Source organism: Caulobacter sp., from assembly GCF_035254145.1.
In the GTDB taxonomy this organism is placed as follows: domain Bacteria; phylum Pseudomonadota; class Alphaproteobacteria; order Caulobacterales; family Caulobacteraceae; genus Caulobacter.
Map to the genome: position 1 here is coordinate 23,006 of NZ_DATFAV010000126.1, position 25,110 is coordinate 48,115.

General features: G+C 69.3%; 25 protein-coding genes and 2 pseudogenes. 16 read left to right on the forward strand and 11 right to left on the reverse strand.

What is annotated here, in order from left to right; translation table 11 throughout:
* The first annotated feature begins 10 nt into the window (after positions 1-10).
* The 6 genes and pseudogenes from VJ655_RS21050 to VJ655_RS07430 all read left to right on the forward strand — a co-directional run bounded on the left by VJ655_RS21050 (position 11) and on the right by VJ655_RS07430 (position 6,193).
* A pseudogene (locus VJ655_RS21050) lies at positions 11-218 on the forward strand (hypothetical protein).
* A complete protein-coding gene (locus tag VJ655_RS07410) occupies positions 215-1,330 on the forward strand; it encodes a DUF4167 domain-containing protein (protein WP_324110425.1) in 1,116 nt (371 codons plus the stop codon). Before VJ655_RS21050 ends, VJ655_RS07410 begins: the two are co-directional and overlap by 4 nt.
* Before the next feature lie 138 nt (positions 1,331-1,468).
* Complete coding sequence (locus VJ655_RS07415; RefSeq protein WP_324110426.1) at positions 1,469-2,059, forward strand: DUF4893 domain-containing protein; 591 nt, start codon at positions 1,469-1,471, stop codon at positions 2,057-2,059.
* Positions 2,060-2,167: 108 nt separating this feature from the next.
* Complete coding sequence (locus VJ655_RS07420; protein WP_324110427.1) at positions 2,168-2,920, forward strand: M48 family metallopeptidase; 753 nt, start codon at positions 2,168-2,170, stop codon at positions 2,918-2,920.
* Between the two features lie 127 nt (positions 2,921-3,047).
* Positions 3,048-5,627, forward strand: a complete 2,580-nt coding sequence (gene clpB / locus VJ655_RS07425; RefSeq protein ID WP_324110428.1) for an ATP-dependent chaperone ClpB — start codon at positions 3,048-3,050, stop codon at positions 5,625-5,627.
* 233 nt (positions 5,628-5,860) lie between these two features.
* Positions 5,861-6,193 (forward strand): hypothetical protein, encoded by a 333-nt coding sequence (locus tag VJ655_RS07430; RefSeq protein ID WP_324110429.1) that lies wholly within the window; start codon positions 5,861-5,863, stop codon positions 6,191-6,193.
* Positions 6,194-6,202: 9 nt separating this feature from the next.
* Here VJ655_RS07430 and VJ655_RS07435 read toward each other — a convergent pair whose 3' ends face one another.
* Positions 6,203-6,781 carry a helix-turn-helix domain-containing protein gene (locus VJ655_RS07435; RefSeq protein WP_324110430.1) on the reverse strand — a complete coding sequence of 193 codons (579 nt, stop codon included), beginning with the start codon at positions 6,779-6,781 and terminating at the stop codon, positions 6,203-6,205.
* Positions 6,782-6,886: 105 nt separating this feature from the next.
* Between VJ655_RS07435 and VJ655_RS07440 the strand changes: the two genes are divergently transcribed.
* Complete coding sequence (locus tag VJ655_RS07440) at positions 6,887-7,855, forward strand: SDR family NAD(P)-dependent oxidoreductase (protein WP_324110431.1); 969 nt, start codon at positions 6,887-6,889, stop codon at positions 7,853-7,855.
* A 30-nt stretch (positions 7,856-7,885) separates the two neighbouring features.
* Here the strand turns inward: VJ655_RS07440 and bla are convergent, their stop codons facing one another.
* Complete coding sequence (gene bla, locus VJ655_RS07445) at positions 7,886-8,794, reverse strand: class A beta-lactamase (RefSeq protein ID WP_324110432.1); 909 nt, start codon at positions 8,792-8,794, stop codon at positions 7,886-7,888.
* Positions 8,795-8,886: 92 nt separating this feature from the next.
* Here bla and VJ655_RS07450 point away from each other — a divergent pair, with 92 nt between their 5' ends.
* Positions 8,887-9,756 carry a LysR family transcriptional regulator gene (locus tag VJ655_RS07450; protein ID WP_324110433.1) on the forward strand — a complete coding sequence of 290 codons (870 nt, stop codon included), beginning with the start codon at positions 8,887-8,889 and terminating at the stop codon, positions 9,754-9,756.
* Between the two features lie 180 nt (positions 9,757-9,936).
* The gene (locus VJ655_RS07455) at positions 9,937-10,506 is read left to right on the forward strand and encodes an OmpA family protein (protein ID WP_324110434.1); all 570 of its coding nucleotides are present in this window, start codon (positions 9,937-9,939) and stop codon (positions 10,504-10,506) included.
* A 233-nt stretch (positions 10,507-10,739) separates the two neighbouring features.
* On the opposite strand, the gene VJ655_RS07460 is transcribed toward VJ655_RS07455, so the two are convergent.
* Positions 10,740-11,537: an SDR family oxidoreductase gene (locus VJ655_RS07460; RefSeq protein WP_324110435.1), complete on the reverse strand. Its 798-nt coding sequence runs from the start codon at positions 11,535-11,537 to the stop codon at positions 10,740-10,742.
* A gap of 97 nt (positions 11,538-11,634) precedes the next feature.
* Between VJ655_RS07460 and VJ655_RS07465 the strand changes: the two genes are divergently transcribed.
* Positions 11,635-12,123 carry a helix-turn-helix domain-containing protein gene (locus tag VJ655_RS07465; RefSeq protein WP_324110436.1) on the forward strand — a complete coding sequence of 163 codons (489 nt, stop codon included), beginning with the start codon at positions 11,635-11,637 and terminating at the stop codon, positions 12,121-12,123.
* A gap of 48 nt (positions 12,124-12,171) precedes the next feature.
* On the opposite strand, the gene VJ655_RS07470 is transcribed toward VJ655_RS07465, so the two are convergent.
* Positions 12,172-12,441, reverse strand: a complete 270-nt coding sequence (locus VJ655_RS07470) for a GNAT family N-acetyltransferase (protein ID WP_324110437.1) — start codon at positions 12,439-12,441, stop codon at positions 12,172-12,174.
* 44 nt (positions 12,442-12,485) lie between these two features.
* Between VJ655_RS07470 and VJ655_RS21055 the strand changes: the two are divergent.
* Positions 12,486-12,604: pseudogene (locus tag VJ655_RS21055) on the forward strand (hypothetical protein); the annotation flags it as partial.
* A gap of 6 nt (positions 12,605-12,610) precedes the next feature.
* Here VJ655_RS21055 and VJ655_RS07475 read toward each other — a convergent pair.
* Entirely contained in the window at positions 12,611-13,798 is a 1,188-nt protein-coding gene (locus VJ655_RS07475) for an acetyl-CoA C-acyltransferase (RefSeq protein ID WP_324110438.1), read from the reverse strand.
* A gap of 237 nt (positions 13,799-14,035) precedes the next feature.
* Between VJ655_RS07475 and VJ655_RS07480 the strand changes: the two genes are divergently transcribed.
* A complete protein-coding gene (locus VJ655_RS07480) occupies positions 14,036-14,536 on the forward strand; it encodes a helix-turn-helix domain-containing protein (protein ID WP_324110439.1) in 501 nt (166 codons plus the stop codon).
* On the forward strand, positions 14,533-14,745 hold the full coding sequence (locus VJ655_RS07485) for a hypothetical protein (RefSeq protein WP_324110440.1): 213 nt from the start codon (positions 14,533-14,535) through the stop codon (positions 14,743-14,745). The genes VJ655_RS07480 and VJ655_RS07485 overlap by 4 nt, the downstream gene beginning before the upstream one ends.
* 18 nt (positions 14,746-14,763) lie before the next feature.
* Here the strand turns inward: VJ655_RS07485 and VJ655_RS07490 are convergent, their stop codons facing one another.
* From VJ655_RS07490 to flgK, 6 genes are all read right to left on the reverse strand, one after another.
* A complete protein-coding gene (locus tag VJ655_RS07490; RefSeq protein WP_324110441.1) occupies positions 14,764-15,366 on the reverse strand; it encodes a hypothetical protein in 603 nt (200 codons plus the stop codon).
* A 79-nt stretch (positions 15,367-15,445) separates the two neighbouring features.
* Positions 15,446-15,613: a hypothetical protein gene (locus tag VJ655_RS07495; RefSeq protein ID WP_324110442.1), complete on the reverse strand. Its 168-nt coding sequence runs from the start codon at positions 15,611-15,613 to the stop codon at positions 15,446-15,448.
* The gene (locus VJ655_RS07500; protein WP_324110443.1) at positions 15,610-16,059 is read right to left on the reverse strand and encodes a DUF4126 domain-containing protein; all 450 of its coding nucleotides are present in this window, start codon (positions 16,057-16,059) and stop codon (positions 15,610-15,612) included. The genes VJ655_RS07495 and VJ655_RS07500 overlap by 4 nt, the downstream gene beginning before the upstream one ends.
* Before the next feature lie 58 nt (positions 16,060-16,117).
* Positions 16,118-17,341 carry a tRNA 2-thiouridine(34) synthase MnmA gene (mnmA, locus tag VJ655_RS07505; RefSeq protein WP_324110444.1) on the reverse strand — a complete coding sequence of 408 codons (1,224 nt, stop codon included), beginning with the start codon at positions 17,339-17,341 and terminating at the stop codon, positions 16,118-16,120.
* A 44-nt stretch (positions 17,342-17,385) separates the two neighbouring features.
* On the reverse strand, positions 17,386-18,309 hold the full coding sequence (locus VJ655_RS07510; RefSeq protein ID WP_324110445.1) for a flagellin: 924 nt from the start codon (positions 18,307-18,309) through the stop codon (positions 17,386-17,388).
* 3 nt (positions 18,310-18,312) lie between these two features.
* Complete coding sequence (gene flgK / locus VJ655_RS07515) at positions 18,313-20,424, reverse strand: flagellar hook-associated protein FlgK (protein WP_324110446.1); 2,112 nt, start codon at positions 20,422-20,424, stop codon at positions 18,313-18,315.
* A gap of 401 nt (positions 20,425-20,825) precedes the next feature.
* Between flgK and VJ655_RS07520 the strand changes: the two genes are divergently transcribed.
* The 3 genes from VJ655_RS07520 to VJ655_RS07530 form a co-directional block, all read left to right on the forward strand.
* On the forward strand, positions 20,826-22,664 hold the full coding sequence (locus tag VJ655_RS07520; RefSeq protein WP_324110447.1) for a flagellar hook-length control protein FliK: 1,839 nt from the start codon (positions 20,826-20,828) through the stop codon (positions 22,662-22,664).
* A 9-nt stretch (positions 22,665-22,673) separates the two neighbouring features.
* Positions 22,674-23,387: a flagellar hook assembly protein FlgD gene (locus tag VJ655_RS07525; protein ID WP_324110448.1), complete on the forward strand. Its 714-nt coding sequence runs from the start codon at positions 22,674-22,676 to the stop codon at positions 23,385-23,387.
* Between the two features lie 120 nt (positions 23,388-23,507).
* Positions 23,508-25,110, forward strand: a 1,603-nt coding sequence (locus tag VJ655_RS07530; protein WP_324110449.1) for a flagellar hook-basal body complex protein, incomplete at its 3' end; no start/stop codon positions are given.

The window sequence follows — 25,110 nt, forward strand, 5'->3', positions numbered from 1 at the left end:
TCGCCGGGTGATGGGAAAAGCAAGCGTCACTGACGCTCGCGAGGCTCCCCCGGCAGGCGCGCCCGGTCCGCCGGTCGCCGCGCCGAAAAGAGCAGGGTGGGGGCTCTACGGAAACCAGTGTCTCTGAAACTCAACAGGGTTCGACCCGCTCAGAGACCAGCAAGGCCGGATGCGCCAGCTCAAGACTGACATCCGGACAGGTTCAGAAGAGAACATGAGAGATTTCAAAGGCATGAAGCGCCAACGCGGCCGCAATAATCGCGGCGGCAACGGCGGCAAGCCTCAGCAGCACAACGCCAACCGCGCGTTCGACTCGAACGGCCCCGAAGGCGTGAAGGTGCGCGGCGCGGCCCAGAGCGTCTACGAGAAGTACCAGCAACTAGCTCGCGACGCCTCGTCGTCCGGCGACCGGGTGCTGGCCGAGAACTACCTGCAGCACGCCGAGCACTATTTCCGCGTCCTGCGCGCCATCCAGCCGAATCGTCCAGTGGCCGACATCGTGGGCAAGGACGTCTACGCGGCCTACGAGATCGACTTCGAGGCCGAGCCGCCGGAGGAGACCGAAGCCCCCGAGACGCCGGCCGAGGGCCAGGGCGAAGGCGGCGAGGGCGGCGAAGGCGGCGAACAGCGCCGCGACCGCTTCGAAAGCCGCGACCGGGACCGCAATCGCGACCGCGACCGCAACTTCGACAACCGCGAAGGCCGTAACCGCGACGGCGACCAGCGCCGCGACCGCGACCGCGACCGGTGGCGCGACGACCGTCCTCGCGACGACCGTCCTCGCGACGACCGGCCGCGTGATGACCGTCCCCGTGATGACCGCCCTCGTGATGACCGGCGTGATGATCGTCCCCGTGATGATCGGCCGCGTGATGATCGGCCGCGCGACGACAGGCCCCGCGAAGACCGCTTCCGTGATCGCGACGAGCGTCCGGCCGCCGAGGGCGAGGCCCGCGAGGGCGGCGAAGGTCAGGGCGGCGAGTACCGCGAAGGCCGTCGTCGTGGCCGCGATCGCAACCGCGACCGTGACCGTGACTGGCAGCCGCGCGGCGACCGCGATCCGCTGGCCGTGATCGAGCCGGAAGCCTCGCCGTTGACCGCCGAAGCGCCCGCCAGCGAAGGCTCGCCCTTGCTGCGCGGTCAGGATGGCGCCGTCAGCCACGCTCCGGCGTTCCTGGGGCGCAAGACCGAACGCGCCGTCGAGGCCGCTCCCGCCGCCGAGCCGTCGGCCGAGGGCGAGGAAGTCAAGAAGCCCCGCCGCCGCCGCGCCCCGCGCAGCTTCGAGGCGGGCGAAGGCGCGCCGGCCGGTTCGGAGTCCGAAGAGGCCTGATCCGCCAAGCGTCGACGTTTTGAAGGGGGCCGTGAAAGCGGCTCCCTTTTTTCGTTGGCGGTTCTGGAGAGAGCGCCCTGGCCGAACTTCCGTCGTCAGGTTGCGTTAGGATCCTGATCCTCGAGCTCGGGACCCTCCATGCGCGCCATATCCGCTCTCGTCCTCTCTCTGGTGGTCGCCACCCCGGCGCTGGCGGCGTCCGGCGATTGGCGAGCCGACGCCGATCGCGCCGACATCCGCCGACTGGAGCGCCTGGACGAGGCCTGGGACGCGGCGCTCTCGCAGGCGCGGGACCGGGGCCACGCGCGCGAGCTGCGGGCCTTGGGGGCGCTGGTCGATCCCCGCGTGGCCCTGGCGCGCCCGCAGCCGACGCCGGGCGCCTATCGCTGCCGGATGATCAAGCTGGGCTCGCAAGGCGCGGGTCCCGGCCTTGTCGCCTACGGCTGGTTCCGTTGCCGGGTTATGCTGACGCCGGGTGGGGATCTGCTGCTGGAAAAGGTCACGGGCTCGCAGCGCCAGGCCGGAACTCTCTATCCCGAGGCCTCGCGCCGGCTTGTCTTCCTCGGCGCTGCGGCCTGGGGAAGCGGCGAGGGGCGGGCCCGCTACGGCCGCGACCCCGAGCGGGACCAGGTTGGCGTGTTCGAGCGCGTCGGCGCCAGCCGCTACCGCCTAGCCCTGCCCTGGCCCCGGCAGGAGTCGACGCTGGACCTGCTGGAGCTGCGGCGCTGACGCATCCGACTGAATGACAATTCGGTAAGGGTTGGCTCGCGCCGGTTGCGCGCGCATCGTTGGCCGCCGATAAGGCGATGTGTCGAGTTGGAAACACTGTTCGCAGCCATGCGCCTGAACCGCCTGACCGTTCCGCTGCTCCTCGCCGCCGCCTGCGCGCTGTCCGGCTGCGCCTACAACGCCGATCTTGGCCGTGACCAGCTGCTGATCGTCAAGGACGACAGCCTGGCCGCCGATGGCGAGAAGGCCTGGGCCGACACCCTGCGAACCGGCTACGTCTCCAAGGAGCCGCGCAAGAACGAACGCGTGCGTGCGGTCGGCCAGCGGGTGATCACCGCGGCGGGCCTGGCGAACCGGCCCTGGGATTACGCGGTGTTCCTGGACGAGGCGCCGAACGCCTTCGTGCTGCCGGGCGGCCATGTCGGCGTCACCGTGGGCCTGCTGGCGATGGTCCAGAACGACGACCAGTTGGCCGCCGTCATCGGCCATGAGGCTGGTCACGTGATCGCCCACCACGCCGCCGAGCGCGTCTCGCAGGAGACGACCTCCAAGATCCTGCTGGGCATCGCCGGCGCGGCCGCGGGCGGGACCGATTTCGGCAAGCTGCTCAAGGACCATGGCGGCGACGCGGCCAAGTACGGCGTGCTGCTGCCGTTCTCGCGCAAGCAGGAGCTGGAGGCCGACCGCCTGGGCGTCGACGTCATGCAGCGGGCCGGCTATCGTCCCCGCGAGGCGGTGGCCCTGTGGCGCAACATGGAGGCCATGGACGGCGGAAAGGGCGGCGGCCTGGAGTCCACCCACCCCTCCGACGCCGTGCGGATCGCCGAGCTGGAGCGCTATCTCACCGCGCGGGGCTGGTAGCGGGCCTCGCGGTCCATTGCCCGTGTGGGGGGCTCTTGTGTGGCCGATCAGCCACACCTACATGCCGCTCAGGACGTGTTGCGCTTGCTCAAGGCGACGCGTTCAGATCCGCCTAGGAGGGGACACCATGAACATTGATCTCTATTCGGACCGCGCCAAACAGGCCGTCCAATCGGCCCAGAGCCTGGCGCTCGCGCGGGGCCATCAACAATTCGCGCCCGAACACATTCTGAAAGTCCTGCTCGAGGAGAAGGACGGTCTCTCCCGCGCCCTGATCCAGAGCGCTGGCGGCCGCCCCGACCAGCTGGACGGCGGCGTCGAGACCCTGCTGGCCAAGACCCCGCGCGTCGACGGCGCCGGCGGCCAGCTCTACATGAAGCCCGACACCGCCCGCGTCTTCGCCGAGGCCGAGAAGGCCGCCAAGACCGCCGGCGACGCCTTCGTCACCACCGAGCGCCTGCTGATCGCCGTCGCCAAGGAAGGCGGCGAGGCGGCCAAGCTGTTCAAGGAAGCCGGGACTTCGGCCCAATCGCTGGAGACCGCCGCCAACGCCATCCGCAAGGGCCGCACCGCCGACAGCGCCAACGCCGAGGAAGGCTACGAGGCGCTCAAGCGCTACGCCCGCGATCTGACGGCGGCGGCCCGCGACGGCAAGCTGGATCCCGTGATCGGCCGCGACGAGGAGATCCGCCGCACGATCCAGGTCCTGTCGCGCCGCACCAAGAACAACCCCGTCCTGATCGGCGAGCCCGGCGTCGGCAAGACCGCCATCGTCGAGGGCCTGGCCCTGCGCATCGTCAACGGCGACGTGCCCGAAAGCCTGAAGGACAAGAAGCTGCTCTCGCTGGACATGGGCAGCCTGATCGCCGGCGCGAAGTACCGCGGCGAGTTCGAGGAGCGCCTGAAGGCGGTCCTGGCCGAGACGACGGCGGCCGAGGGCTCGATCATCCTGTTCATCGATGAGATGCACACCCTAGTCGGGGCCGGCAAGAGTGACGGGGCCATGGACGCCTCCAACCTCCTGAAGCCCGCCCTGGCGCGCGGCGAGCTGCACTGCGTCGGCGCCACCACGCTGGACGAATACCGCAAGCACGTCGAGAAGGACGCGGCCCTGGCCCGTCGCTTCCAGCCGGTGTTCGTGCAGGAGCCCACGGTCGAGGACACCATCTCGATCCTGCGCGGCCTGAAGGAAAAGTACGAGGTCCACCATGGCGTGCGGATCAGCGACAGCGCCATCGTGGCCGCCGCGACGCTCTCCAACCGTTACATCGCCGACCGCTTCCTGCCGGACAAGGCGATCGACCTGGTCGACGAGGCCTCCAGCCGCGTGCGCATGGCGATCGACTCCAAGCCCGAGGAGTTGGACGAGATCGACCGCCGCCTGGTGCAGCTGAAGATCGAGCGCGAGGCCCTGTCCAAGGAAACCGACGCGGCCTCCCGGCAGCGCCTGGAAAACCTCGAGACGGAAATCGACGACCTGCAGTTCCGCAGCGACGAGATGACCGCCAAGTGGAAGGCCGAGAAGGAGAAGGTCGGCGGCGCGGCGCAAGCGCGTGAGGCCCTCGACCGCCTGCGCGCCGATCTCGCCAACGCCCAGCGCGCCGGCGACTTCGCCCGCGCCGGCCAGATCCAGTACGGCGAGATCCCGGCCCTGGAGAAGCGCCTGGCCGACGCCGAGCAGGGCGACACCGCCGCCCTGACGCCCGAGGTCGTCGACGCCGAACAGATCGCCGCCGTCGTCAGCCGCTGGACCGGCGTTCCGGTCGAGAAGATGCTGGAAGGCGAGCGCGAGAAGCTGCTCAAGATGGAAGACCAGCTGCGCGGTCGCGTGGTCGGTCAGGACGAGGCGCTGACCGCCGTGTCAGACGCCGTCCGCCGCGCGCGCGCCGGCCTGCAGGATCCGTCCAAACCGATCGGCAGCTTCCTGTTCCTTGGTCCTACAGGGGTCGGCAAGACCGAGTTGACCAAGTCGCTGGCCGAGTTCCTGTTCGCCGACGAAGCGGCCATCACCCGGATGGACATGTCCGAGTACATGGAAAAGCACTCGGTCAGCCGCCTGATCGGCGCGCCTCCCGGCTATGTCGGTTACGACGAGGGCGGGGCGCTGACCGAAGCCGTGCGCCGGCGTCCGTACCAGGTGGTGCTGTTCGACGAGATCGAGAAGGCCCACCCGGACGTCTTCAACGTGCTGCTGCAGGTGCTGGACGACGGTCGCCTGACCGACGGCCAGGGCCGCACGGTCGACTTCCGCAACACGCTGATCATCATGACCAGCAACCTCGGGGCCGAGTTCCTGGCCAGCCAGGAGGAAGGCGAAGACGTCGAGGCCGTCCGGCCGATGGTGATGAACATGGTGCGCGGCCACTTCCGCCCCGAGTTCCTGAACCGGATCGACGAGATCATCCTGTTCAAGCGCCTGTCGCGCCACAACATGGGCGACATCGTCCGTATCCAGCTGCAACGGGTCGAGAAGCTGCTGACCGACCGCCGCATGAGCCTGGCCCTCGACGCCGAGGCCCTGAACTGGCTGGCCGACAAGGGCTACGACCCAGTCTATGGCGCGCGCCCCCTGAAGCGCGTGATCCAGAAGGACCTGGTCGACCCGATCGCCCGCAAGCTCCTGGCCGGCGAGATCGAGGACGGCGGCGTCATCGCCGTCGGGGTGCAGGATGGGCAGCTGTCGTTCGGCAAGGCGACGCTGCAGTAGAAGTTATGAGCCCCTCTCCCCTTGCGGGAGAGGTGCGGCCCCGGCGAAAGCCGGGGTCGGATGAGGGGTTGAAGACAGGATCCGCCGCGACCGGCTTTTCCGTTGGTCGCGGCGGTTTTCGTCTGGGCGACCCCTCATCCGTCAGCTTCGCTGACACCTTCTCCCGCAAGGGGAGAAGGAATGGCGTGCAGTGCAGCCCTTTTTCTCGCCCGCCCTTCGCGCTATCTCCGCTCATGGCTAAACCCAACAAGCTGATCACGGAATTCGACATCGAGGTCGACGGAGACCCCTATGTTTGGCGGCTGCACCGCCTGCCGCAGTGGTCCTATGACCCGTCCGAGCGCCACGGCAAGGTGATCGCCGTGCGCCACAAGGAGGGCCAGCGCGAGGCGATGATCGAGTTCCCGCCCGGCCCCAAGCCCAAGTTCAGCGCGCCGCCGCTGAAGCCCTCGCAGATCCCCGTCCGCGTCGTCGCCAAGGCCATCGCCTCGGCCATCGAGGCCGGCTGGGAGCCGCTGTCGCGCGGCAAGCCCGTGGTGATCTATGTGGATGAGGAGGGGGCGTAGGCGAGCGCCTTAAGCCGCCCGCAACCCCGCCATCATCACGCTCAGCAGCCTTCGCGCCCCGGCTTCCCAGTCGGGTTGCTCGTAGCCTACGCTGAGGCCGCTCATCATCCGGAGGATGTCCTCGAAGCCGATGTCGGGACGGATCGCTCCGGCCTCATGGGCGGCGTCGGTGAGGCGCTGCAGCGTCGCCAGGACGGTCGGGCCCGAGCTCGCATAGACCCGCGACCCCTCGCCGGGGTCGGCGCGCAGGGCCGGGGCCACCACGCGCTTGGTGGCCATGTAGTCGATCAGCAAATCTAGCCACGCGCCCAGCGCCTCGCCCGCGGGGCGCTCCGACAGCAGGTTGTCGGCCGACGCCGCCAACTGCTCGATCTCACGCGCGTAGACCGCCGCCACCAGGGCCTCGCGGGTGGGGAAGTGGCGGTAGAGCGTGCCGATGCCCACGCCGGCCCGCCGCGCGACGTCCTCCAGCGGAGCGTCCGCGCCGGCCTCGTTGAACGCCGCCTTGGCCGCGGTCAGCAGCAACTCGCGATTGCGCAGACTGTCGGCGCGGGGTTTGCGGACCTTGATCTTGGAATCTTCGGACATCGGCCTTGAAAAGCGGAGGGTCCCTCCGAATATATATTCGGAGCCATCCTCCATTTAATGCCGCGGATGGGCTCGCACAACAATCCTGCAAGGGACGAGAGAGCCATGAGCCAACAATTCGGCGCCAAATCCACCACCGACGACGTTCTGGACGGCGTAGACCTCACCGGCAAGCGCGTGCTGGTCACGGGGGTCTCGGCCGGCCTGGGCGTGGAGACCGCCCGAGCTCTCGCCGCCCACGGCGCCGACGTGGTCGGCGCCGCCCGCGATCTGGCCAAGGCCGAGCGCGCCACCGCCGTTGTCCGCGACGCGGCCGCCCAGGGCGGCGGCTCGTTGCAACTGATCGCGCTGGACCTGGCGGACCTCGCCAGCGTCCGCGCCGCCGCCGACGCCCTGGTCGCCGATGGCCGGCCGTTCGACGTGGTCATCGCCAACGCCGGCGTGATGGCCCCGCCGTTCGGCAAGACGGCCGACGGTTTCGAGACCCAGTTCGGGACCAATCATCTGGGGCACTTCGTGTTCGTCAACCGCATCGCCAACCTGTTCAAGGCCGGTTCGCGGGTGGTGTCGCTGGCCTCGGCGGGCCACCGCTTCTCGGACGTGAACCTCGAGGATCCGAACTTCGAGACCACGGACTACGTCCCCTTCGAGGCCTATGGCCGGTCCAAGACCGCCAACATCCTGTTCGCCGTCGAGTTCGATCGTCGTCACAAGGACCGCGGCGTGCGGGCGACGGCCGTGCATCCGGGTGGTATCCAGACCGAACTGTCGCGTCACCTGGACCCTGCCTTCATCCAGCAATGGATCGAGCGGTTGAACGCCCAGGCCGCGGCCGAGGGTGGCCCGCCCTTCGAACTGAAGACCATTCCGCAGGGCGCGGCGACCAGCGTCTGGGCCGGCGTGGTGGCTCCGGCGGACGAGGTCGCCGGCCTCTACTGCGAGGACTGCCACGTGGCGGAACGCGTTGACGGCGACTCGCAGATGAGCGGCGGCGTGCGGTCCTACGCCCTCGATCCAGCCCGCGCCCAGGCCCTGTGGGCGCTGAGCGAGCGCATGGTCGGCGAGACCTTCTAGTCGCCGGCGAGGCGGCGTCGGGCGGCTGGGTCAGCTCGGCTGTCCCAACCCCGCCGCCACGATCGCCCGCGCCACCTCGGCGTGGACGACGTTGCGGGCGTCGTCGTCTCCGCCGCGATCGTGGAAGGCGGCGATCAGCACGGGCTTGCGGCCCGGCGGCCAGGCGATGGCGATGTCGTTGGTGATGTCGCGGCCGTTGTTGCCGGTCTTGTCGCCGACGCGCCAGCCGCTGGGCAGGCCGGCTCGCAGTCGCTTGTCGCCGGTCTTGTTGGCTATCAGCCAGGCCGTCAGCTGATCGCGAGAGGCCGGGGCGAGGGCGTCGCCGAGCAGCAGGGTCTTCCAGGTCGCCAGGATCGCGGTCGGCGTGGTGGTGTCGCGCGGATCGTCGGGGGCGCCGGTGTTGAGCGCGGGCTCGATCCGGTCGCTGCGCGTCGTCGGGTCGCCGATGGCGCGCAGGAAGCGGGTGAGGGCCGCGGGCCCCCCGCTCGGACCGCCCAGGGCCTCGAACAGCAGGTTGGCCGCGGCGTTGTCGCTGACGGTGATGGTCGCCTCGCACAGCTGGCCGATCGTCATGCCGTCCTGGACGTGCTTCTCGATGATCGGCGAATTGCCCATCAGGACGTCGGGGCCGAAGGTCACTCGGCGGTCCAGCCGCTCGCGCCCCTGGTCGACGCGGCGCAGGATGGCGGCGCTCAGTGGCGTCTTCACCGTGCTGCACATGCGGAAGCGTTCATCGCCGCGCCAGGCGAAACGGCGGCCGTCCTGGGTGTCCAGCACGGCCACGCCGATCCGGCCGCGGCTGGCCTGCTCCAATTCGTTAATACGTGAGCTAAGGCTTTTCGACGTGATCGCGCGGTCGCGGGCCCAGGCCGGCGTGGCGGCGGACAGTAGGGCGGGCGCGGCCGCCAGGGCCGTTATCAGCGTTCTACGATGCAGCATGCGGGTCTCCTTGCCCGGGGAACCTGCCGGGGGCTGGCTCCGCGCGCAAACGACGATACCTTGGCGCAGGCATTAGATGATTTTGGGTATCGATGAACCGCGCCCAACTACCCCTCAACGCCCTGCGCGCCTTCGAGGCTTCGGCCCGGCACCTGTCCTTCACCAAGGCGGCGATCGAGCTGTGCGTGACCCAGGCGGCGATCAGCCATCAGGTGAAGGGGCTGGAGGCGCGGCTGGGCGCGGCCCTGTTCCGCCGCCTGCCACGCGGCCTGGCCCTGACCGACGAGGGCCTGGCCCTCCTGCCCTCGGTGCGCGAGTCGTTCGATCGGCTGGATGACACCCTGGCCAGGTTCGAGGGCGGGCGGGTCACCGAGGTCCTGAGCGTCGGGGTGGTCGGCACCTTCGCGGTCGGCTGGCTGCTGCCGCGCCTGCCCGCCTTCCGCGAGGCCAACCCGTTCATCGACCTGCGCCTCTTCACCAATAACAACCGCGCCGACCTGGCGGGGGAGGGGCTGGACTGCGCCATCCGGTTTGGCGACGGGGCCTGGCACGGCGTCCAGGCCGCGCCGCTGTTCGCCGCGCCGATGAGCCCCCTCTGCGCGCCGGCCCTGGCCGAGCGGCTGGCCGAGCCCAAGGATCTGTTCGGCGAGACCCTGCTACGCAGCTATCGCGCCGCCGACTGGCCCGACTGGTTCGCCGCCGCCGGCCTCTTGCCCCCGCCGATCCGGGGCCCGGTGTTCGACAGCTCCTGGGTGATGGTCGAGGCGGCGATCCAGGGTCTTGGCGTGGCCTTGGCGCCGTCCAATATGTTCACCCGGGACCTGACCCAGGGACGGCTGGTCCAGCCGTTCGACGTTGAGGTCGGCGCGGGGCGCTACTGGCTGACCTGGCTGAAATCCAAGGCGGCGAGTCCCGCCCTGGAGGCCTTTCTGGCGTGGCTTTCGGGCTCCGAAAGTGGATAATTTTTGTGGAACCAAATCGTGTGGCCGGCGCTCGCGCGCAGTATAAATGTGTAGGTCAATCAATGGTCTAGCTTGGCCTTGAAGCGTCGAAATCACGCCCATCTTTAGCCAAGTTCCGCTGTCGGTTTTGCTACAGCCAGCGTTGCAGGACGCTCGCGCCAACTACGGATGAGACGCAAAATGATAGCAAGCACGAAGACCATGATGGTCGCCGCCGCCCTGGTGATGGGCGGCCTGTCGGTCAGCGGCTGCGCGACCAAGAAGTACGTCAACACCCAGGTCGGGGCGGTCAATGAGCGGGTCAGCGCTCACGACACCCAGATCGGTGAGTTGGACCAGACCGCCAAGGAAGCGCTCGACCGCGCGACCAAGGCCGGCAAGCTCGCCGAGGGCAAATTCCAGTACGCCCTCGTGCTCAGCGACGACTCGGTGAAGTTCCCGGTCAACGCCGCGACCCTGTCGCCCGAGGCCGAGCAACGCCTGACCGAGTTCACCGAGAAGCTGAAGGCCGACAACAAGAACGTCTATCTCGAGATCCAGGGCCATACCGACAATTCGGGCGCCCCGACCTACAACGAGGAACTGGGTGAAAAGCGCGCCGAAACGGTTCGCAAGTTCCTGTCGATGCATGGCGTGGCGCTGAACCGCATGGCCACGATCTCGTACGGCGAAGACGCCCCCGTGGCGCCTAACGACACGCGCGAAGGCCGAGCCCAGAACCGCCGCGTCGTCGTGATGGTGCTTTCGTAGAGCGTGGCGGCCGAAAGTGGGAGCGATTTCGGCGGCTGCCACGCTCCACACTTTGAAGAACGAGCCCGTCTATCCATTTCGGATCGCGATCCGAAATGGACAGGCTCTCTAGTTTCGCGTTCCAGGCGGCGCCTCATTGGTCTGCATCAACCTAGTGAAGAGCCGTCAGGGCGGACTCGCCGGCGCGGGAGTGAGCGCCGCGCCGGCGAGGTTTCCGCCATCGGTGCAAGCGCTTAAGCGGTCCTGAACCGATCGGCCGGATAGCGGCGCGAGAGGTTCGGGGCCAGCTTGCCTCGGGCGGCCTGGAAGGCGTTCCAGTCGGCCGGATCCGGCAGGGACGGGATGGTGACCAGTTCGCCCTGGTCGAAGCCCGACAGCGCCGCGTCCACCAGATCGTCGACATCCATGACCATGTTGGGGTCCAGGTCGTTCACGTCGCGTCCGGCCCGTTCCCAGATCTCGGTGCGCGTGGCGCCCGGCAGCACGGCCTGCAGGCGCACGCCGGCGGGGAATTCCTCGCGCAGGGCCTGGGTCAGATAGAGCACGAAGGCCTTGGTCGCCCCGTACACGGGCGAGCGGAGCTCCGGCATCAGCCCCACGACCGAGGCCAGGTTGATGATCGTTCCGCGCTCGCGCGGCACGAAGGCCGACGCGGCCGCCTGCGCCAGGCGGGTCACGGCCGTGACGTTCAGCTGGATCAGCCTGTCGATCGCGTCGCGGTCGGTGGTGGAAAAGCCGATGAAGCCAGCCGCCCCGGCGTTGTTGACCAGCACGTCGATCGTCGGGTCGCTCGCCAGGCGCTCCTCCAGCCTCACCAGATCGGCCTTGTCGGTCAGGTCGGCCTTGACCACCTCGACCTTGACGCCGGTCTCGGCGCGCAGGCGTTCGGCCAGGGCGTTCAGGCGAGCCTCGTCGCGGGCCGCCAGGATCAGGTCGTGGCCGCGCTTGGCCAGGCGGTCGGCATAGACCGCGCCGATGCCGGTCGAGGCGCCAGTGATCAGGACCACGCCTTTGTTGCTGCTGTCGCTCATGTCTCTCAAGTCCCTCGCCAGGGCCCCAGCGGTCCGGCTTGTTTCCCTAGCTATGGAGTAACTTGCTTTTCGCAAGTTAGTGACCACATATTTCGTCATGAGCAAATCTGAACGCGCCCCCACCCAATGTCCGGTCGGCCGCACGCTGGAGCGTGTGGGCGACGGCTGGACGTTCCTGATCCTGCGCGACGCCAGTCATGGCCTCACCCGCTTCGATCAGTTCGAGAAGAGCCTGGGCGTGGCGCCCAACATCCTGACCAAGCGCCTGGCGGCCCTCGTGGAGAACGGCCTCCTGGAAAGGCGCCGCTATCAGGAGCGGCCGCCGCGCTACGAATACTTGCTGACGGACCTGGGGCGTGATTTCGGCGGCGTGCTGACGGCGATGCTGGCCTTCGGCAACCGGCACTTCGCCACCGAGGGGATCGCCGGCCAACTGGTCGACCGGCGGACGGGCGAGGCCGCCGATCCGATCCTGGTCGACCGCAAGAGCGGCAAGCCGATCACCGCCGAGCATTTCACCTACGCGGCCGGACCGGCGGCGGGACCCGAGGTGCTGGATCGCGTGGCCTTCATCGCCGCGCGGTAGCTCTCATCCGACCTCCGAGGCGAACGCCGGGGAGGTCGGGGGAGGGGGCTAGGCGATCAGGTCAGGATCGTTCCGCTTCAGCCAGGCCGCCGCGTAGGAGCAGAGCGGGGTGATCCGCATCCCCTCGGCGCGGGCGGTCTCGGCGACCTTGGTCATCAGCCGCCCGGCCGCGCCCGTGCCGCGCAGGGCGGGATCGGCCTCGACGTGCGGGATCACCAGCCGATGACCCGCGCGCTGGTAGTCGGCCACGACCTGCAGGCCGTCGACCTCCAACTCGTAGCGGGAAAGTTCGGGGTTGTGGCGGAAGATGTCGGTCATGGAGTTTCCAACGCGGGGAGGGCTAGGGCGTTGCGGGATAGTCAAATCCTCCCCCCAGCGGGGGAGGTGGTCCGAAGGACCGGAGGGGGAAGCGCCGCTGATCCTGCCTCTTCCCCCTCCGTCGTCTCTTCGAGCCGACACCTCCCCCGCTAGGGGGAGGATTTAAGCCTTAGACCAGCTCCACCGCCATGGCCGTCGCCTCGCCGCCGCCGATGCAGAGGGAGGCCAGCCCCTTCTTGCCGCCGCGCGCCCGCAGGGCCGAGATCAGGGTGCAGAGGATGCGCGCGCCCGAGGCGCCGATCGGGTGGCCCAGGGCGCAGGCGCCGCCGTTGACGTTCAGCTTGTCCTCCGGGATGCCGAGCTCCTGCTGGGCGATCATGGCGACGACGGCGAAGGCCTCGTTGACCTCGAAGAGGTCGACGTCGGCGACCTCCCAGCCGGCCTTTTTCAGCGCCTTCTTCATCGCCGGCACGGGGGCGGTGGTGAAGAGGCCCGGCTCATGGGCGTGGGCGGCGTGGCCGGCCACCCGCGCGACGATCGGCAGGCCGAGCGCCTTGGCGACGCTTTCGCGGGTCATGACCAGGGCGGCGGCGCCGTCGCTGATCGAAGAGCTGTTGGCCGCGGTGATCCCGCCGTCGCGAGCGAAGGCCGGGCGCAGGGTCGGGATCTTGGCCGGATCGGCCTTCAGCGGTTGTTCGTCGGTGTCGACGACTTCGGTCCCCTTGCGCGAGGTGACCGTCACCGGCGTGATCTCGGCCTTGAAGGCGCCGCTCTGGATGGCCGCCTTGGCTTTCGCCAAACCGCGGGTCGCGTAGTCGTCCATCGCCTCGCGGGTGAACTGATAGTCCTTGGCCGTGTCCTCGGCGAAGGCCCCCATCAGCTTGCCCGGCGTGTAGGCGTCCTCCAGGCCGTCCAGGTACATGCTGTCCCAGATCTGGTCGTGGCCGATGCGGGCTCCGGCGCGGTGCTTGGCCATCAGGTAGGGCGCGCCGGTCATGCTCTCCATGCCGCCGGCCACCACCAGGTCGACCGAGCCGGCCGCCAGGGCGTCGTGGGCGATGATCGCGGCCTGCATGCCGCTGCCGCACATCTTGTTGACGGTGGTCGCCTCGACCGAGAGGGGCAGGCCCGCGCCCAGCGCCGCCTGGCGGGCTGGCGCCTGACCAAGGCCGGCGGGCAGCACGCAGCCCATGATGATCTGCTCGACCTTGTCGCCCGCCAGGCCGGCGCGTTCGATCGCCGCCTTGACCGCCGCCGCGCCCAGTTCGGTGGCCTTCACCCCGCCCAGCGCGCCCTGGAAGCCGCCCATCGGCGTACGGGCGTAGGAGACGATGACGATAGGATCGGCGGCGGACATGTTTTAGGCTCCCGGAACGTGTTTTGAGGCGAGATAGGCCCTCATCACCCCGCCATGCGCAAGAGGGCCGCGAGAAAGTGATGAGAAAGGGGCGAGGAGAGATCGACGGGGGATCGTCGGCCGCTCCTCGCCAGTGTGCAATAACCGAGAGAGTCAATTGCGAATAAAAACCTACTATGGTTCATATTCAAACGCAACTCTCTTGCTTTCCCTCGCGGAACGCCTCACCTTCGCGTCATGGGCCGCACAGCTGACTACACCAATGAACGTTGCTCGGTCGCCGCCACGCTCGAAGTCGTGGGCGATCCTTGGACCCTGCTGATCCTCCGCGACGCCTTCGCCGGGGTTAAGCGCTTCGAGCAGTGGCAGGAGCGCCTGGGCGTGGCCCGCAACGTCCTGGCCGCGCGGCTCAAGAGCCTGGTCGCTCATGGCGTCATGGAGACGCGGCGCTATTCCGAACGCCCGCCGCGCCACGAATACTGGCTGACCCAGAAGGGGCTGGCCCTGTCGCCGGTGCTGCTGACCATGGCCGAGTGGGGCGACCGCCACGTCTATGGCCGCGACAACTCGCCGGTGCTGTTCACCCACAAGAGCTGCGGCTGCGCCTTCCACCCGGTCCTGGCCTGCGAGGAATGCGGCGAGGTCGTCCAGCGCCGCGACCTGGAGCGCACGCCTCGGAAAGCCCAGGGGCTCACGGTCGGCGAGGCGCTCGAGGCGGTGAAGACGGCGGCCGAGTGAGCTATCGCTTCCACGTCCATCGCACGAAGCCGACCTACCGGCTGGTGACCGCGGAGGGCGCGCCGTTTCCCGGCGAAGCGAACGAAGCCGACTGGCGCTTCACCCGCGTTCGCGAGCGGGGCGACACCAATCCCGACGTCGCCAGGCTGGTCGACGAGACCGGCTACTGCCTGTTCCGGATCGGCTTGTCGTTCGACGAGATCGTCTGAGCCCGTCCGGTCCGCGCCCTAGCGGGCGACCTTGCCGTAGGCGCTGATCGCGGCGGCCATTTCCGGAGTGGCGTCCACGGGCGTGGCGGGGGCGGAGTCCGGCGCCGCCCCGCCGGCGAGGCGGGCCTGGGCCTCGGCCGAGAGCGTGATGCTGTCGCGCGGTTCGGCCGGTGCGGGCTGGGCGCTTTCCAGATCGGCCTGCAAGCGGCCTCGATAGTCGGCGACCGAGCTGGGGCCCTGGCTGTCCCTGACGCCGACCTGCAGAGAGGCGATGATCGCCTGGTCGGTCTCGGACAGGCCGTCGAACGCGGTGAGCGCCCGTTGCTGCGGCGCGGGCGGAACCGCGTCGGCTCCGGCCCAGGCCGCGCGCGTGAACGTGTTGAGCGCCGATTGAATGGTCTTGGCGAACGGAGACTCGGTCAGCGCCTGCGTGAGGTTCGCGCGCTCGGCGAAGCCGGCGCCGTTCCAGCGACTGGCCAGGGCGTGATAGGCGCTTAACTGCTGGTCCAGTCCGACGGCGCCGCTGGTGTCGTTCAGCGCCGCCGCCGCCGCGGCGAGGCCGCCTGGGTAGGCGACGGATGTACGGCCAGCATCACGCGTCGAGATCTGCGATATCTGCATCGTGGCGCCAGTTTGACGCGGTCATGGTGAAGGCCGTGTGAACGTTACGACGCGAACCAGCGTCAAGACGCCGCAGGTTCTAGTCCGCCACGCCGCCGCGCAGCGGATCTTCGCCGGTCAGCGTCTTTATGTGTCGGCGCTGGCGGCGTACGCCCTCGGCCGTGGCCGCCGCCGTGGGTTCGGCGGGGGGACTAGAGGGGCGAGGCGGCGGGCCCGGGCGCTGAACGCCCTCGGAGGGCTTGGTCACTTCGCCCCCCGCACCACCCATTGGGCCGCGCCGACGGTCAGGGCGTCCTCGACCAGGCCGGTCGGGGTTTGACCCCAGCGTCGCATCGCCTTCATCCGCGCGCCAAAGGTGACGTAGGCCGCCGCGGCCGCCGCGCCGGCGCCAAGGGCCGCGCCCAGCAGAAGCCGCTTGCGCGGGGCCAGCGCCGCGCCGGCCAGGCCGCCGGCCAGCAGTCGTGCGGCGATGCCGGCGGGGACGACGCGGTCCGGGGCGGACTTCAGCTTGTCGCCCCACAGCTCGCCGGCCGCCAGGGTCTTGGAGCCCGCCGCGAAGAGCGGATGGGCCAGCAGTCGGACGGCAGGATTGGCCTCGGCCAGATGGCCGCCGCGCGCGGCCTCGCTGACGGTGGCCAGGGGCGTCAGGGCGCGGGAGCCGGCCGACAGGCCGATGAGCAAGGATCGAAGCATGCGGGGCCTCCGTGGGATGTCCTTGCACAACCCGGGAGGCCGCCATTCGATCCGCCGGTTACGCCGGCGAAAGGTCCATCGACCGAACGGCCCGAGCGATGAAGCCGCCGCCCAGCACCCGCCCGGGATCGGCCGGATCATAGAGCACGCAGGCCTGACCGGGGGCGACGCCCTCCTCGACGCCGTCGAAGGCCACCGCGACCTCGCCGTCCAGCAGGGTCAGGCGGCCGGGGACCGGTTCGCGGGTCGAGCGGACGCGGGCCAGCACCGGCTGGCCGTCCTGAGCGGCGGCCTCCAGGCTGTCCTGGCCGCCCAGCCAGCTTCCCTCTTTCAGGGTCAGCGCCGCGGTCAGCAGGGCCTCGCGCGGGCCGACGATCACCTGGCGCTTGTCGGCGTCGATGCGGACCACGAACAGCGGGTCGCCGACGGCGACGTTCAGCCCCCGGCGCTGGCCGATCGTGTAGCGGGTCACACCCTCGTGGCGACCCAGCACCCGGCCGTCCAGGTGGACGATGTCGCCGGCTTCCGCGCCCTGCGGCCGGATGCGGTCGATGACCGTGGTGTACTTGCCCTCGGGCACGAAGCAGATGTCCTGGCTGTCGGGCTTGTCGGCGATGGAAAGGCCAAGGCCGGCCGCCACGGCCCGCACGGTCGGCTTGTCCATGCCGCCCAGCGGGAAGCGCAGGAAGTCCAGTTGCTCGCGCGTGGTGGCGAACAGGAAATAGCTCTGGTCCTTGGCCGGGTCGGCGGCGCGGCGCAGCTGCGGGCGATTGCCGCCGTTCGCGGGCATGGCGCGCTGGACGTAGTGGCCGGTGGCCATGGCCTCGGCGCCCAGGTCGCGGGCCACGTCCAGCAGGTCGCGGAACTTGACCGTCTGGTTGCAGCGCACGCACGGGATCGGCGTCTCGCCACGCAGATAGGCGTCGGCGAAGTCCTCGATGACCTGCTCGCGGAACCGGCTTTCGTAGTCGAGCACATAGTGCGGGATGCCGATGCGCTCGGCGGCCATGCGGGCGTCCAGGATGTCCTGGCCGGCGCAGCAGGCGCCCTTGCGCGAGATCGCCGCGCCGTGGTCGTAGAGCTGCAGGGTCACGCCCACCACGTCATAGCCGGCGCGGGCCAGCAAGGCGGCCGTGACGGTGGAGTCCACCCCGCCGGACATGGCCGCGACGATCCGCGTTCCCTCCGGGAGGCCGACGGCGGCGCGCGCCTGCTCCACCGCCCGCGCGACAAGCAGGTCGGCGTCGGAAGGGTCGGTCTTGGTCAGCAGGTCGGCGCTCATCGCCGCCATATAGCGGTTGGGGGCCGGTTTTGCGAGGTTTCGACCTATTTCAAGACGTTCAGCAGCGAGGATTGCTGCAGGCTGCTGAACACCTGGGCCGACGCCTGGACGGCCAGCTTGGCCGACTCCAGTCGCGTGACCGCCTCGGCCATGTCGGCGTCGACGATGCCGCCGACCATGCCGGTCAGGGTGTCGGCCTGGTTCTGCAGGTCGGTCTGGGCGGCCTCGAACCGCTTCTGGGTGACGCCGTTCTTGCCCTGGATGTCGACCACGCCGGAATAGGCCGCGTCGAAGGTCGGCAGCAGGCCCTTCAGGAAGGTCACCTGGGTGTCGGTCAGGTTGCCGGTGAACGGACCGTTGGCGTCGACATAGGCCTGGATCTGCTTGAACGCGTCGAACACCCCCGTGCCCAGGGCGTCGCCCAGGACGCCGGTCTTGGCGCTGGTCTGCTCGTCGACGCGATTGGTGGTGATGTACTGGTCGTTGTGGAACAGCGAGGCCGTCGACGGGGCCAGGGTCAGGTCGGCCATGCTGGTGGCCGAGGTCGTCGCCACGTCGGTCTGCGCGCCCGAGAACACATAAAGCCCGTTGGCCTTGGTGTTCATGCCCTGGACGACGTCGCCGAACGCGGCCTGCAGCTGCTGCATCAAGGTCGTGGCCTTGCCCGCGGCCAGGGCGTTGGCGACGGCCTCGCGCGCCGACTTGGTGGAGTCGGCCACGCGACCGATGCCGCTGTCCTGCATCGCCAAGCGGTTGTTGACCAGCTTGTTCTGGTCCATCAGCCCGGCGATCTTGGTCTGGGTCCCGCGCATGGCGGTCAACATCTCGGCGTTCTTGGCGTAGCCCTTCAGGTCGGTGGCGACCTTTTGGCTGGAGACCTGCGCGCCCACGTCGCTCTGGCGGATCTGAGCCCGCATCAGGTTGGACGTCATGACGTTGTAGTTCTGGACGGTCGAGACACGGGTCATGGCTTACCCCACAATTCCGGTGAGCACTTCGAACATGTCCTTGGTCGCCTGGATCAGGCGGGCCGAGGCGTTGAAGGCCTGTTGGTAGGTCGTCAGGTTGATCAGTTCCTCGTCGAGGTTCACGCCCTCTTCCGACTGCCGCTGGCTGTTGATCTCGCCGGACACCGCCTCGGCGGAGTCCTTGCGGCTGTCGGCGGTGGCGGACTTGCGCGCGATCGAGCCGCTGAAGTCGGCGGCGTAGCGCGAGACGGTCATGGTCGCCGGAGACGCGTCGCCGGCGGCGGAGAAGCTGGTGGTGTTCTCGCCGGACTTGGCCAGGGCCAGGGCCCCGCGACCGTCGCCGATCGCCAGGGCCGCGTTACCCCCGACGGCCTGGGTCAGGTCCAACTGGGCGAAAGGCAGCAGGCTGGGGTTCTGGTCCATCGCCGTATTGACGAAGAACTTCTCGCCGCGCGTGCTGCGCTCGGCCGGGCCGATGCCGAAGAGCTGGCTGGCCGAGGGGCCCCCGACGCCGCGCTCGGTGGTGTCGGCCACCACCGACATCGTCACCGGCGTCGTGGTGTTGGAGCTGAAGTTGATCTGGCCCTTGGCGTTCAACGCGAACTGGCCGTAGAGGCCCACGCCCGACGCGCGGGAGTTCAGCGCGTCCAGCATGTCCTGCATGGTGCCGCCGACCGGGGCGTCGACCACCACGTCCCGGATCCGGCCGCCCTCGACGTCGGTCAGGCGGATGGTCATCGTGCCCGAGGTGAAGCCGTTCGGATCGGTCGCGGTCAGGCCCGTCTCGTAGGGCGAGTAGCCGTTGGTGCGGACGATGTCGTTGAGGCCGAAATAGTGGCTGAAGCCCTTGCCGGCCTTGTTCGACGGCGTGGTGGGGTCGTCGGCGAGGGCCACGCCCAGACCGCCCACGCCCGACAGCGACAGGGCGCCGCCCGAGAAGCCCGCCGTGCCCATGCCGCCCATGGCGGCGTTCAGCTGGGTCGTGAAATTGGCCGGCGTGAAGGCGGGGCCGGCCGCGCCGTTGATGCTCATCGTGCCCGCGTCGAAGTCGATGTCGATCCGTCGCTGGATGACGCCGCTGGAGTCGGTCAGGGCGATCGTGGTCTTGCCGGTGAAACCGGTCATGGCGGCCTGGGCGTCCAGACCCGTGTCGCGGCCGGTGAGGGTGGTGGCGGCCGGGACCGAAGAGGCGGCGTTGGCGGCGCGGTTGATTTCCTCGGCGGCGCGCGAGGTGAACTCGCCCAGCTGGTCGGACAGATTGACCAGCTCGGTGTTGCGCACCTCCATCAGCCCCTTGATCTCCCCGCTGGAGATGTTCAGCGGCGTAGGGATCAAGGAGCCGTTGGCCAGCTGAACGGTCAGGTAGCCGGTCGCCGTCGCGGAGGTCTGGTAGGTGATCTTCGCCGCGCCGTCGCCCGCCAGCGGCAGGCCTTCGGTCGATCGCACGACCACCCCGCCCATGTTGCGCGGCGTGACCTGGACGTTCATCAGCTTGGAGAGCTCGTCGACCAGGCCGCTCTGGACGTTCTCGGCGCCGGTGGCGTCCGCGCCGGCCACCTTGGCCCGGGTGATGTCGGTGTTGAGCCCGTCGATCTGGCTCAGCAGGTCGTTGACCCGATCGACGTCGCCCGAGATGCGGGTGTCGGCGTCCTTGCCCAGTTTCGAGATCGACGAGGTGATGCGGCTGGACTCGCTGAGGAAGTCGCTGACGCGCGTCAGGGCCTGGGTCCGCAGCAGGGCCGAGGAGGGATCGTCCTGGGCCGACGAGAAGGCCGTGAAGATGTCGTCCAGCGTCGAGAAGAAGTTGTCGTTGGTCGTCGGGTCTCCGAACAGCTCCTGGACGCTGTTCAGGGACTGGGAGATCACCGCGGCGCGACCGCCGTCGGAGGCGGCGTTCAGGCTGGCCGACTGCAGGAAGCGGTCAGTCGCGCGCTTGATGGCGTCGATGCTGACGCCGACGCCCATGCCGTTGGACAGCATGTTCGACTGGCTGATCGTCTTGCGGACGTAGCCCTGGGTGTTGACGTTGGCGATGTTGTCCGACGTGACGCGCAGACCCGTCTGCGCGGCCATCATGCCGGACGTCGCCGTACTCATGATCGCGTTTAGCGACATGCGGGGACCCCCTTCAGCTCGGCAAACCGCGCAACGCAGGACGCGCCCTTGCCCGGCGAAACTTGCCGGGGTGCGGTGGGGATCAGGATCCCGATATATGCCAAGCCATTGAATTTCATGGCGAAGTGTTCCGGTGGTCGGAAATTCGACGAGTGGTCATGCGCAAGGACGGCGCCAACTCGGGGCGCGACCCGCCGACGCGGCAGTTCCGGTCATCACCGACCACTGGCGCTCGGCAAAAAGCGCCGCTCGGCGCCCGATTTTGTTTGTAAACGAGGAATTAATATCAATAAAATCAATATGATACTGGTGGTTTGGCGAGTTGGCCCGACCGTTGCTGGGGAGAGGCGGCAAAGGCGTGTTCGTCATGGACCGTCGCCCAACCCGAGCTTCGACTGCGAATGACCGCGATCGCCGCACCCACCGCCGCTCTTCCCGCCGCGCCGACCCCGGCCGTCGGCGCCAAGACGGCCAATGACGGTTTCGACGCGCTGCTGGCCATCGCCGGTCGCGACGACGACAAGCCCGCGCCCCGCGCCCAGTCGTCCAACACTCAGTCCTCCCGCGCCGATTCCAAGAGCGACGCTCGCGACGACGACGTCCGCGCCGCCAAGAAGCCTGCCAAGTCCGACGCCAAGTCCGACGCCGCGGCCGCCGATCGCGCGGACGACCGCGCCGACGCGGCTCAGGATGCGCGAGCCGACAAGGCTGCTGACCGGGCCGCCGACCGGGCCTCGGATAAAGCCGAAGCCGCCGCCGACCGGACGGACGCCGCCACCGACAAGGCCGACAAGGCCGAAGCCGCCGAACAGGTCGCCGATACGGTTTCGGGCCAGGACGCGACCCAGGTCGACGCGGCCGCCCAGGCCGCCGCCGCCGCCGCCGCGCTGATCGCGGCCATGAGCGCTCCGGTGCAAGCCACGGTCCAGGCGCAGGCCACGACAGAGCCCGCGCCGGCGCTCGAGGCGCCCGCCGCGACGAGCGATCAGCCCGCCGCCTTCGCCGCCGCCCTGCAGGTGACGACGGACGCTCCGGTCGCGGCGCCGACCGTCGCCGACAACACCCAGCCCCTCGCCCAGCCCGCCGTTCAGGCTCAGCCGGCCGCCCAGCCCGCGGCCCAGGCCGTCGCTCAGGTCGCCGTCGCCGCCACCGAGGGCGCGGCGGTGGACGCCGCCGCGTTCGAGGCTCTGAGCCAGTTGACCGACGCCGACGCCACGCCGGTCGCGGCCGATGATCAGCCCGTCCTCGAGGCGCCGGTCGCCGCGCAGGACGCCGCCAAGCCCGCCGTCGCCAAACCGGTCGAGACGCCGAAAGCCGCAGCCGTCGCCCCGCCGCAGGTCCAGGTGACCGCACCGGCCGCCCCGACCGTCGAGGCGCCGGTCGTGGTCGAGCCCGCCGCGACCGCCACGGTCGTCGAGACGGTCGCCGCCGAGGTCGTGGCCGAGGCCGCGGACGCCCCCGAAGCCGCCGTGACCGCCAAGCCGGCGGACGCTCCCAAGCCGGCCACGCCGCTGGCCGCCCAGGCCAAGGCCGTCGACGCCGTCGCGGTCGAAACCGCCCAGGCCGTGACCGCGGTCGCCACGGACAACACCGCGAGCGGCGGCGAGACCAGCGCCGACGCCAAGGGTTCGGACAAGATCGCCGCCGCCGTCGTCGACGCCCCGGCCGCCGCCAGCGCCGCGGTCGACATCACGCCGACGACCGCGCCGCCTCCGATGGCCCCGGCCCAGGCCGCCGGCGCATCGTCGCTGGCCGCCGCCCCGGCGCCCGTGCGCGGCTCGCCCGAAACCGTCGCGGCTCTTTCCGCCGAGATCGTCAAGAAGGCCGACGCCAAGACCACCCGCTTCGACGTGGCCTTGACGCCCGACGGCCTGGGTAAGGTCGACGTGCGCATCGAGATCGCGCGCGACGGCGCCCTGACCGCCTCGATGCGGTTCGACACCGCCCACGCCGCCCAGGAGCTGCGCAACAAGGCTGGCGAGCTTCGCCAGGCCTTGGTCGACGCCGGCTTCAACGTGGCCGACAACGCCCTGAGCTTCGACGTGTCCAGCCAGAACGGCGGTCAGGGCCAGAACCCCTTCTTCGCCTTCGAAGGCTGGGGCGACCAGGGGCAGCGCGCCTTTTCGGGCCGCGCGTTCCAGGCCGCCATGACCGCCGAGGACGAGATCGCCATCACCCCCTCCGACCTGCTGCCCGGCCTGAAGACGGCCGCCGACAGCGGTCTGGACATCCGGATCTAGGAAACGCCCATGGCGATGCCCGTCTCTTCCCAGAGCACCAAATCCGTTCTCGACCGGATCAATAACGGTCGGACGTCGATGGCGAGCAACACCGAGACCTTCCTGAAGCTGCTGACCACGCAGCTGAAGAACCAGGACCCGCTGTCGCCGACCGACACGACCCAGATGACCCAGCAGATCACCCAGATGACGGGGGTCGAGCAGCAACTGGTCACCAACGACCTGCTGGCGGCGCTGGTCGGCATGAACACCGGCACGGGCCTGTCGGAAGGCGTGTCCATGATCGGAAAGACGGTCACCGCCACCACCGACAGCTCCACCCTGAAGAACGGCAAGGCGGCCTTCTCCTGGACCCAGGCGGGCGGCTCCACGTCGCTGACCGTCGAGATCAAGAACGCCGCCGGCAAGGTGGTCCGCACCCTGACGCCGGACGACCAGAAGAGCGGCGACCACACCCTCACCTGGGACGGCAAGGACGACTCCGGCGTCCAGCTGGCCGACGGCGGTGTCTACACCGCGAACGTCAAGGCCAAGGGCGGCGACGGCAAGGAGATCAAGGTCTCCAACATCAAGGGCCGGACCGAGGGCGTCGTCACCGCGGTCGACAACTCCACCGGCCAGGCCAAGGTCATCATCAACGGCGAGGCCGTCCCCATCGACAACGTCATCGGCATCACCGCCACCGCCAGCACCACCGACAAGACGGACTCCAAGTCCGCCTGATCCGACTATCGAACGGGCGTCAGAACGACGCCGACGCGGTCCCCGGAAGACGGTCTTCCCCCGGACCCAAACGCAAACAGCGCTGAACCCTCGAAACCCCTTTAGAGCAGGAATTCAGTCATGAGCATCAACAGCGCCATGCTCGCCGGCGTCTCCGGCCTGGTCGCCAACTCCTCGGCCCTGGCCGCGATCTCGGACAACATCGCCAACGTCAACACGGTCGGTTACAAGCGCTCCAGCGCCAACTTCTCGACCCTGGTCACCTCCGGCTCGAAGAACCAGACCTACAGCGCCGGCGGCGTGAAGGCCCAGACGCACCAGTTCATCAGCCAACAGGGCTTGACCCAGTCCACGACCTCGAACCTGGACCTGTCAATCTCGGGCGCGGGCTTCTTCGTCGCCACCGAAAAGCCCGAGAACCTGACCGCCACCGACACCCGCTCGTTCACCCGCGCCGGCTCGTTCCAGCTGGACAGCCTGGGTTACCTGCGCAACGACGCGGGCCTTTATCTGCAAGGCTGGCTGGCCGACCCGGTCACCGGCACGATCACGCCCGACCCGTCGGACCTGATGCAACTGTCGTCGATCAACGTCGGCACCGTCGGCGGCACGGCCGAGAAGACGACCCGCGTCGGCATCAACGCCAACCTGCGCTCCGAGCAGCCGGTGGCCGCCGCCGTGTCGTACAAGGTCGGCACCGCCGGCAACCCGTCGAAGACGGGCGTGCTGGACAGCGCCACCCCCGCCGTCAGCCACAACTACGACGTGGTCTACAGCTCGACGGGCATCGCCAACCCGGTCGGCGCGCCCGCCGAGAACCGCTACCAGGTGGACGTCAAGGAGAACGGGGTCGTCGTCGCCACGGGTATCGTGGGCTACGATCCGGGCACCGGCGCGATCTTAAGCTCGACCCTGAAACCGAAGGCCGCCGCCGTCGCCTCGGGTTCGCTGACCACGATGGACATCGACACGGGCGCCCCGGCGACGACCGTCAACCTGACGGCGCTGGGCATCGACACCGACGCCGACGCCAAGGTGGGCAAGCTGTACGATCCGACCACCTGGTCGATGTCGGACTACGCCGCCGACAACACCAAGGGCGTCAAGCCGGACTTCGAAGTCCAGATCCCCCTGTCGGACTCCAAGGGCGGCCAGCGCACCGTCACCCTGTCGCTGCTGAAGGGCCCCGGTCCGAACCAGTGGTACGCCGAACTGCGCGCCAAGCCGGGCGATCTGGCCAACAACGCCAACGGCCAGATCAGCACGGGCATTGTCACCTTCACCACCGACGGCAAGCTGCAGAGCACCGGCAACCTGTTCGGCGGCACCAACCCGACCTCGATCTCGATCCGGGCTTCGGGCACCGCCCCGCTGGTTCCGCCGCTCGTGACGCCGCCGACCTGGGCCGACGCCCTCGGCATCGACACCCAGGACGTCCAGATCGACCTGGCCAGCGCCGCCGGCGGCCTGACCCAGTACAACAGCCAGTCGGTCGTCCAGTCGGTCAACACCAACGGCACCGCCTTCGGCAACCTGACCAACATCGAGGTCGACGAGGACGGCTATGTCTCGGCCATCTTCGACAACGGCGTCACCCGCCGGATCGCCCAGGTCGCGGTCGCCACCTTCTCGAACCCGAACGGCCTGAAGGGGGTTAACGGCAACGCCTACCGCGTCACCAACGAGAGCGGCACCTACAGCCTGAAGCCTCCGGGCCAGGGCG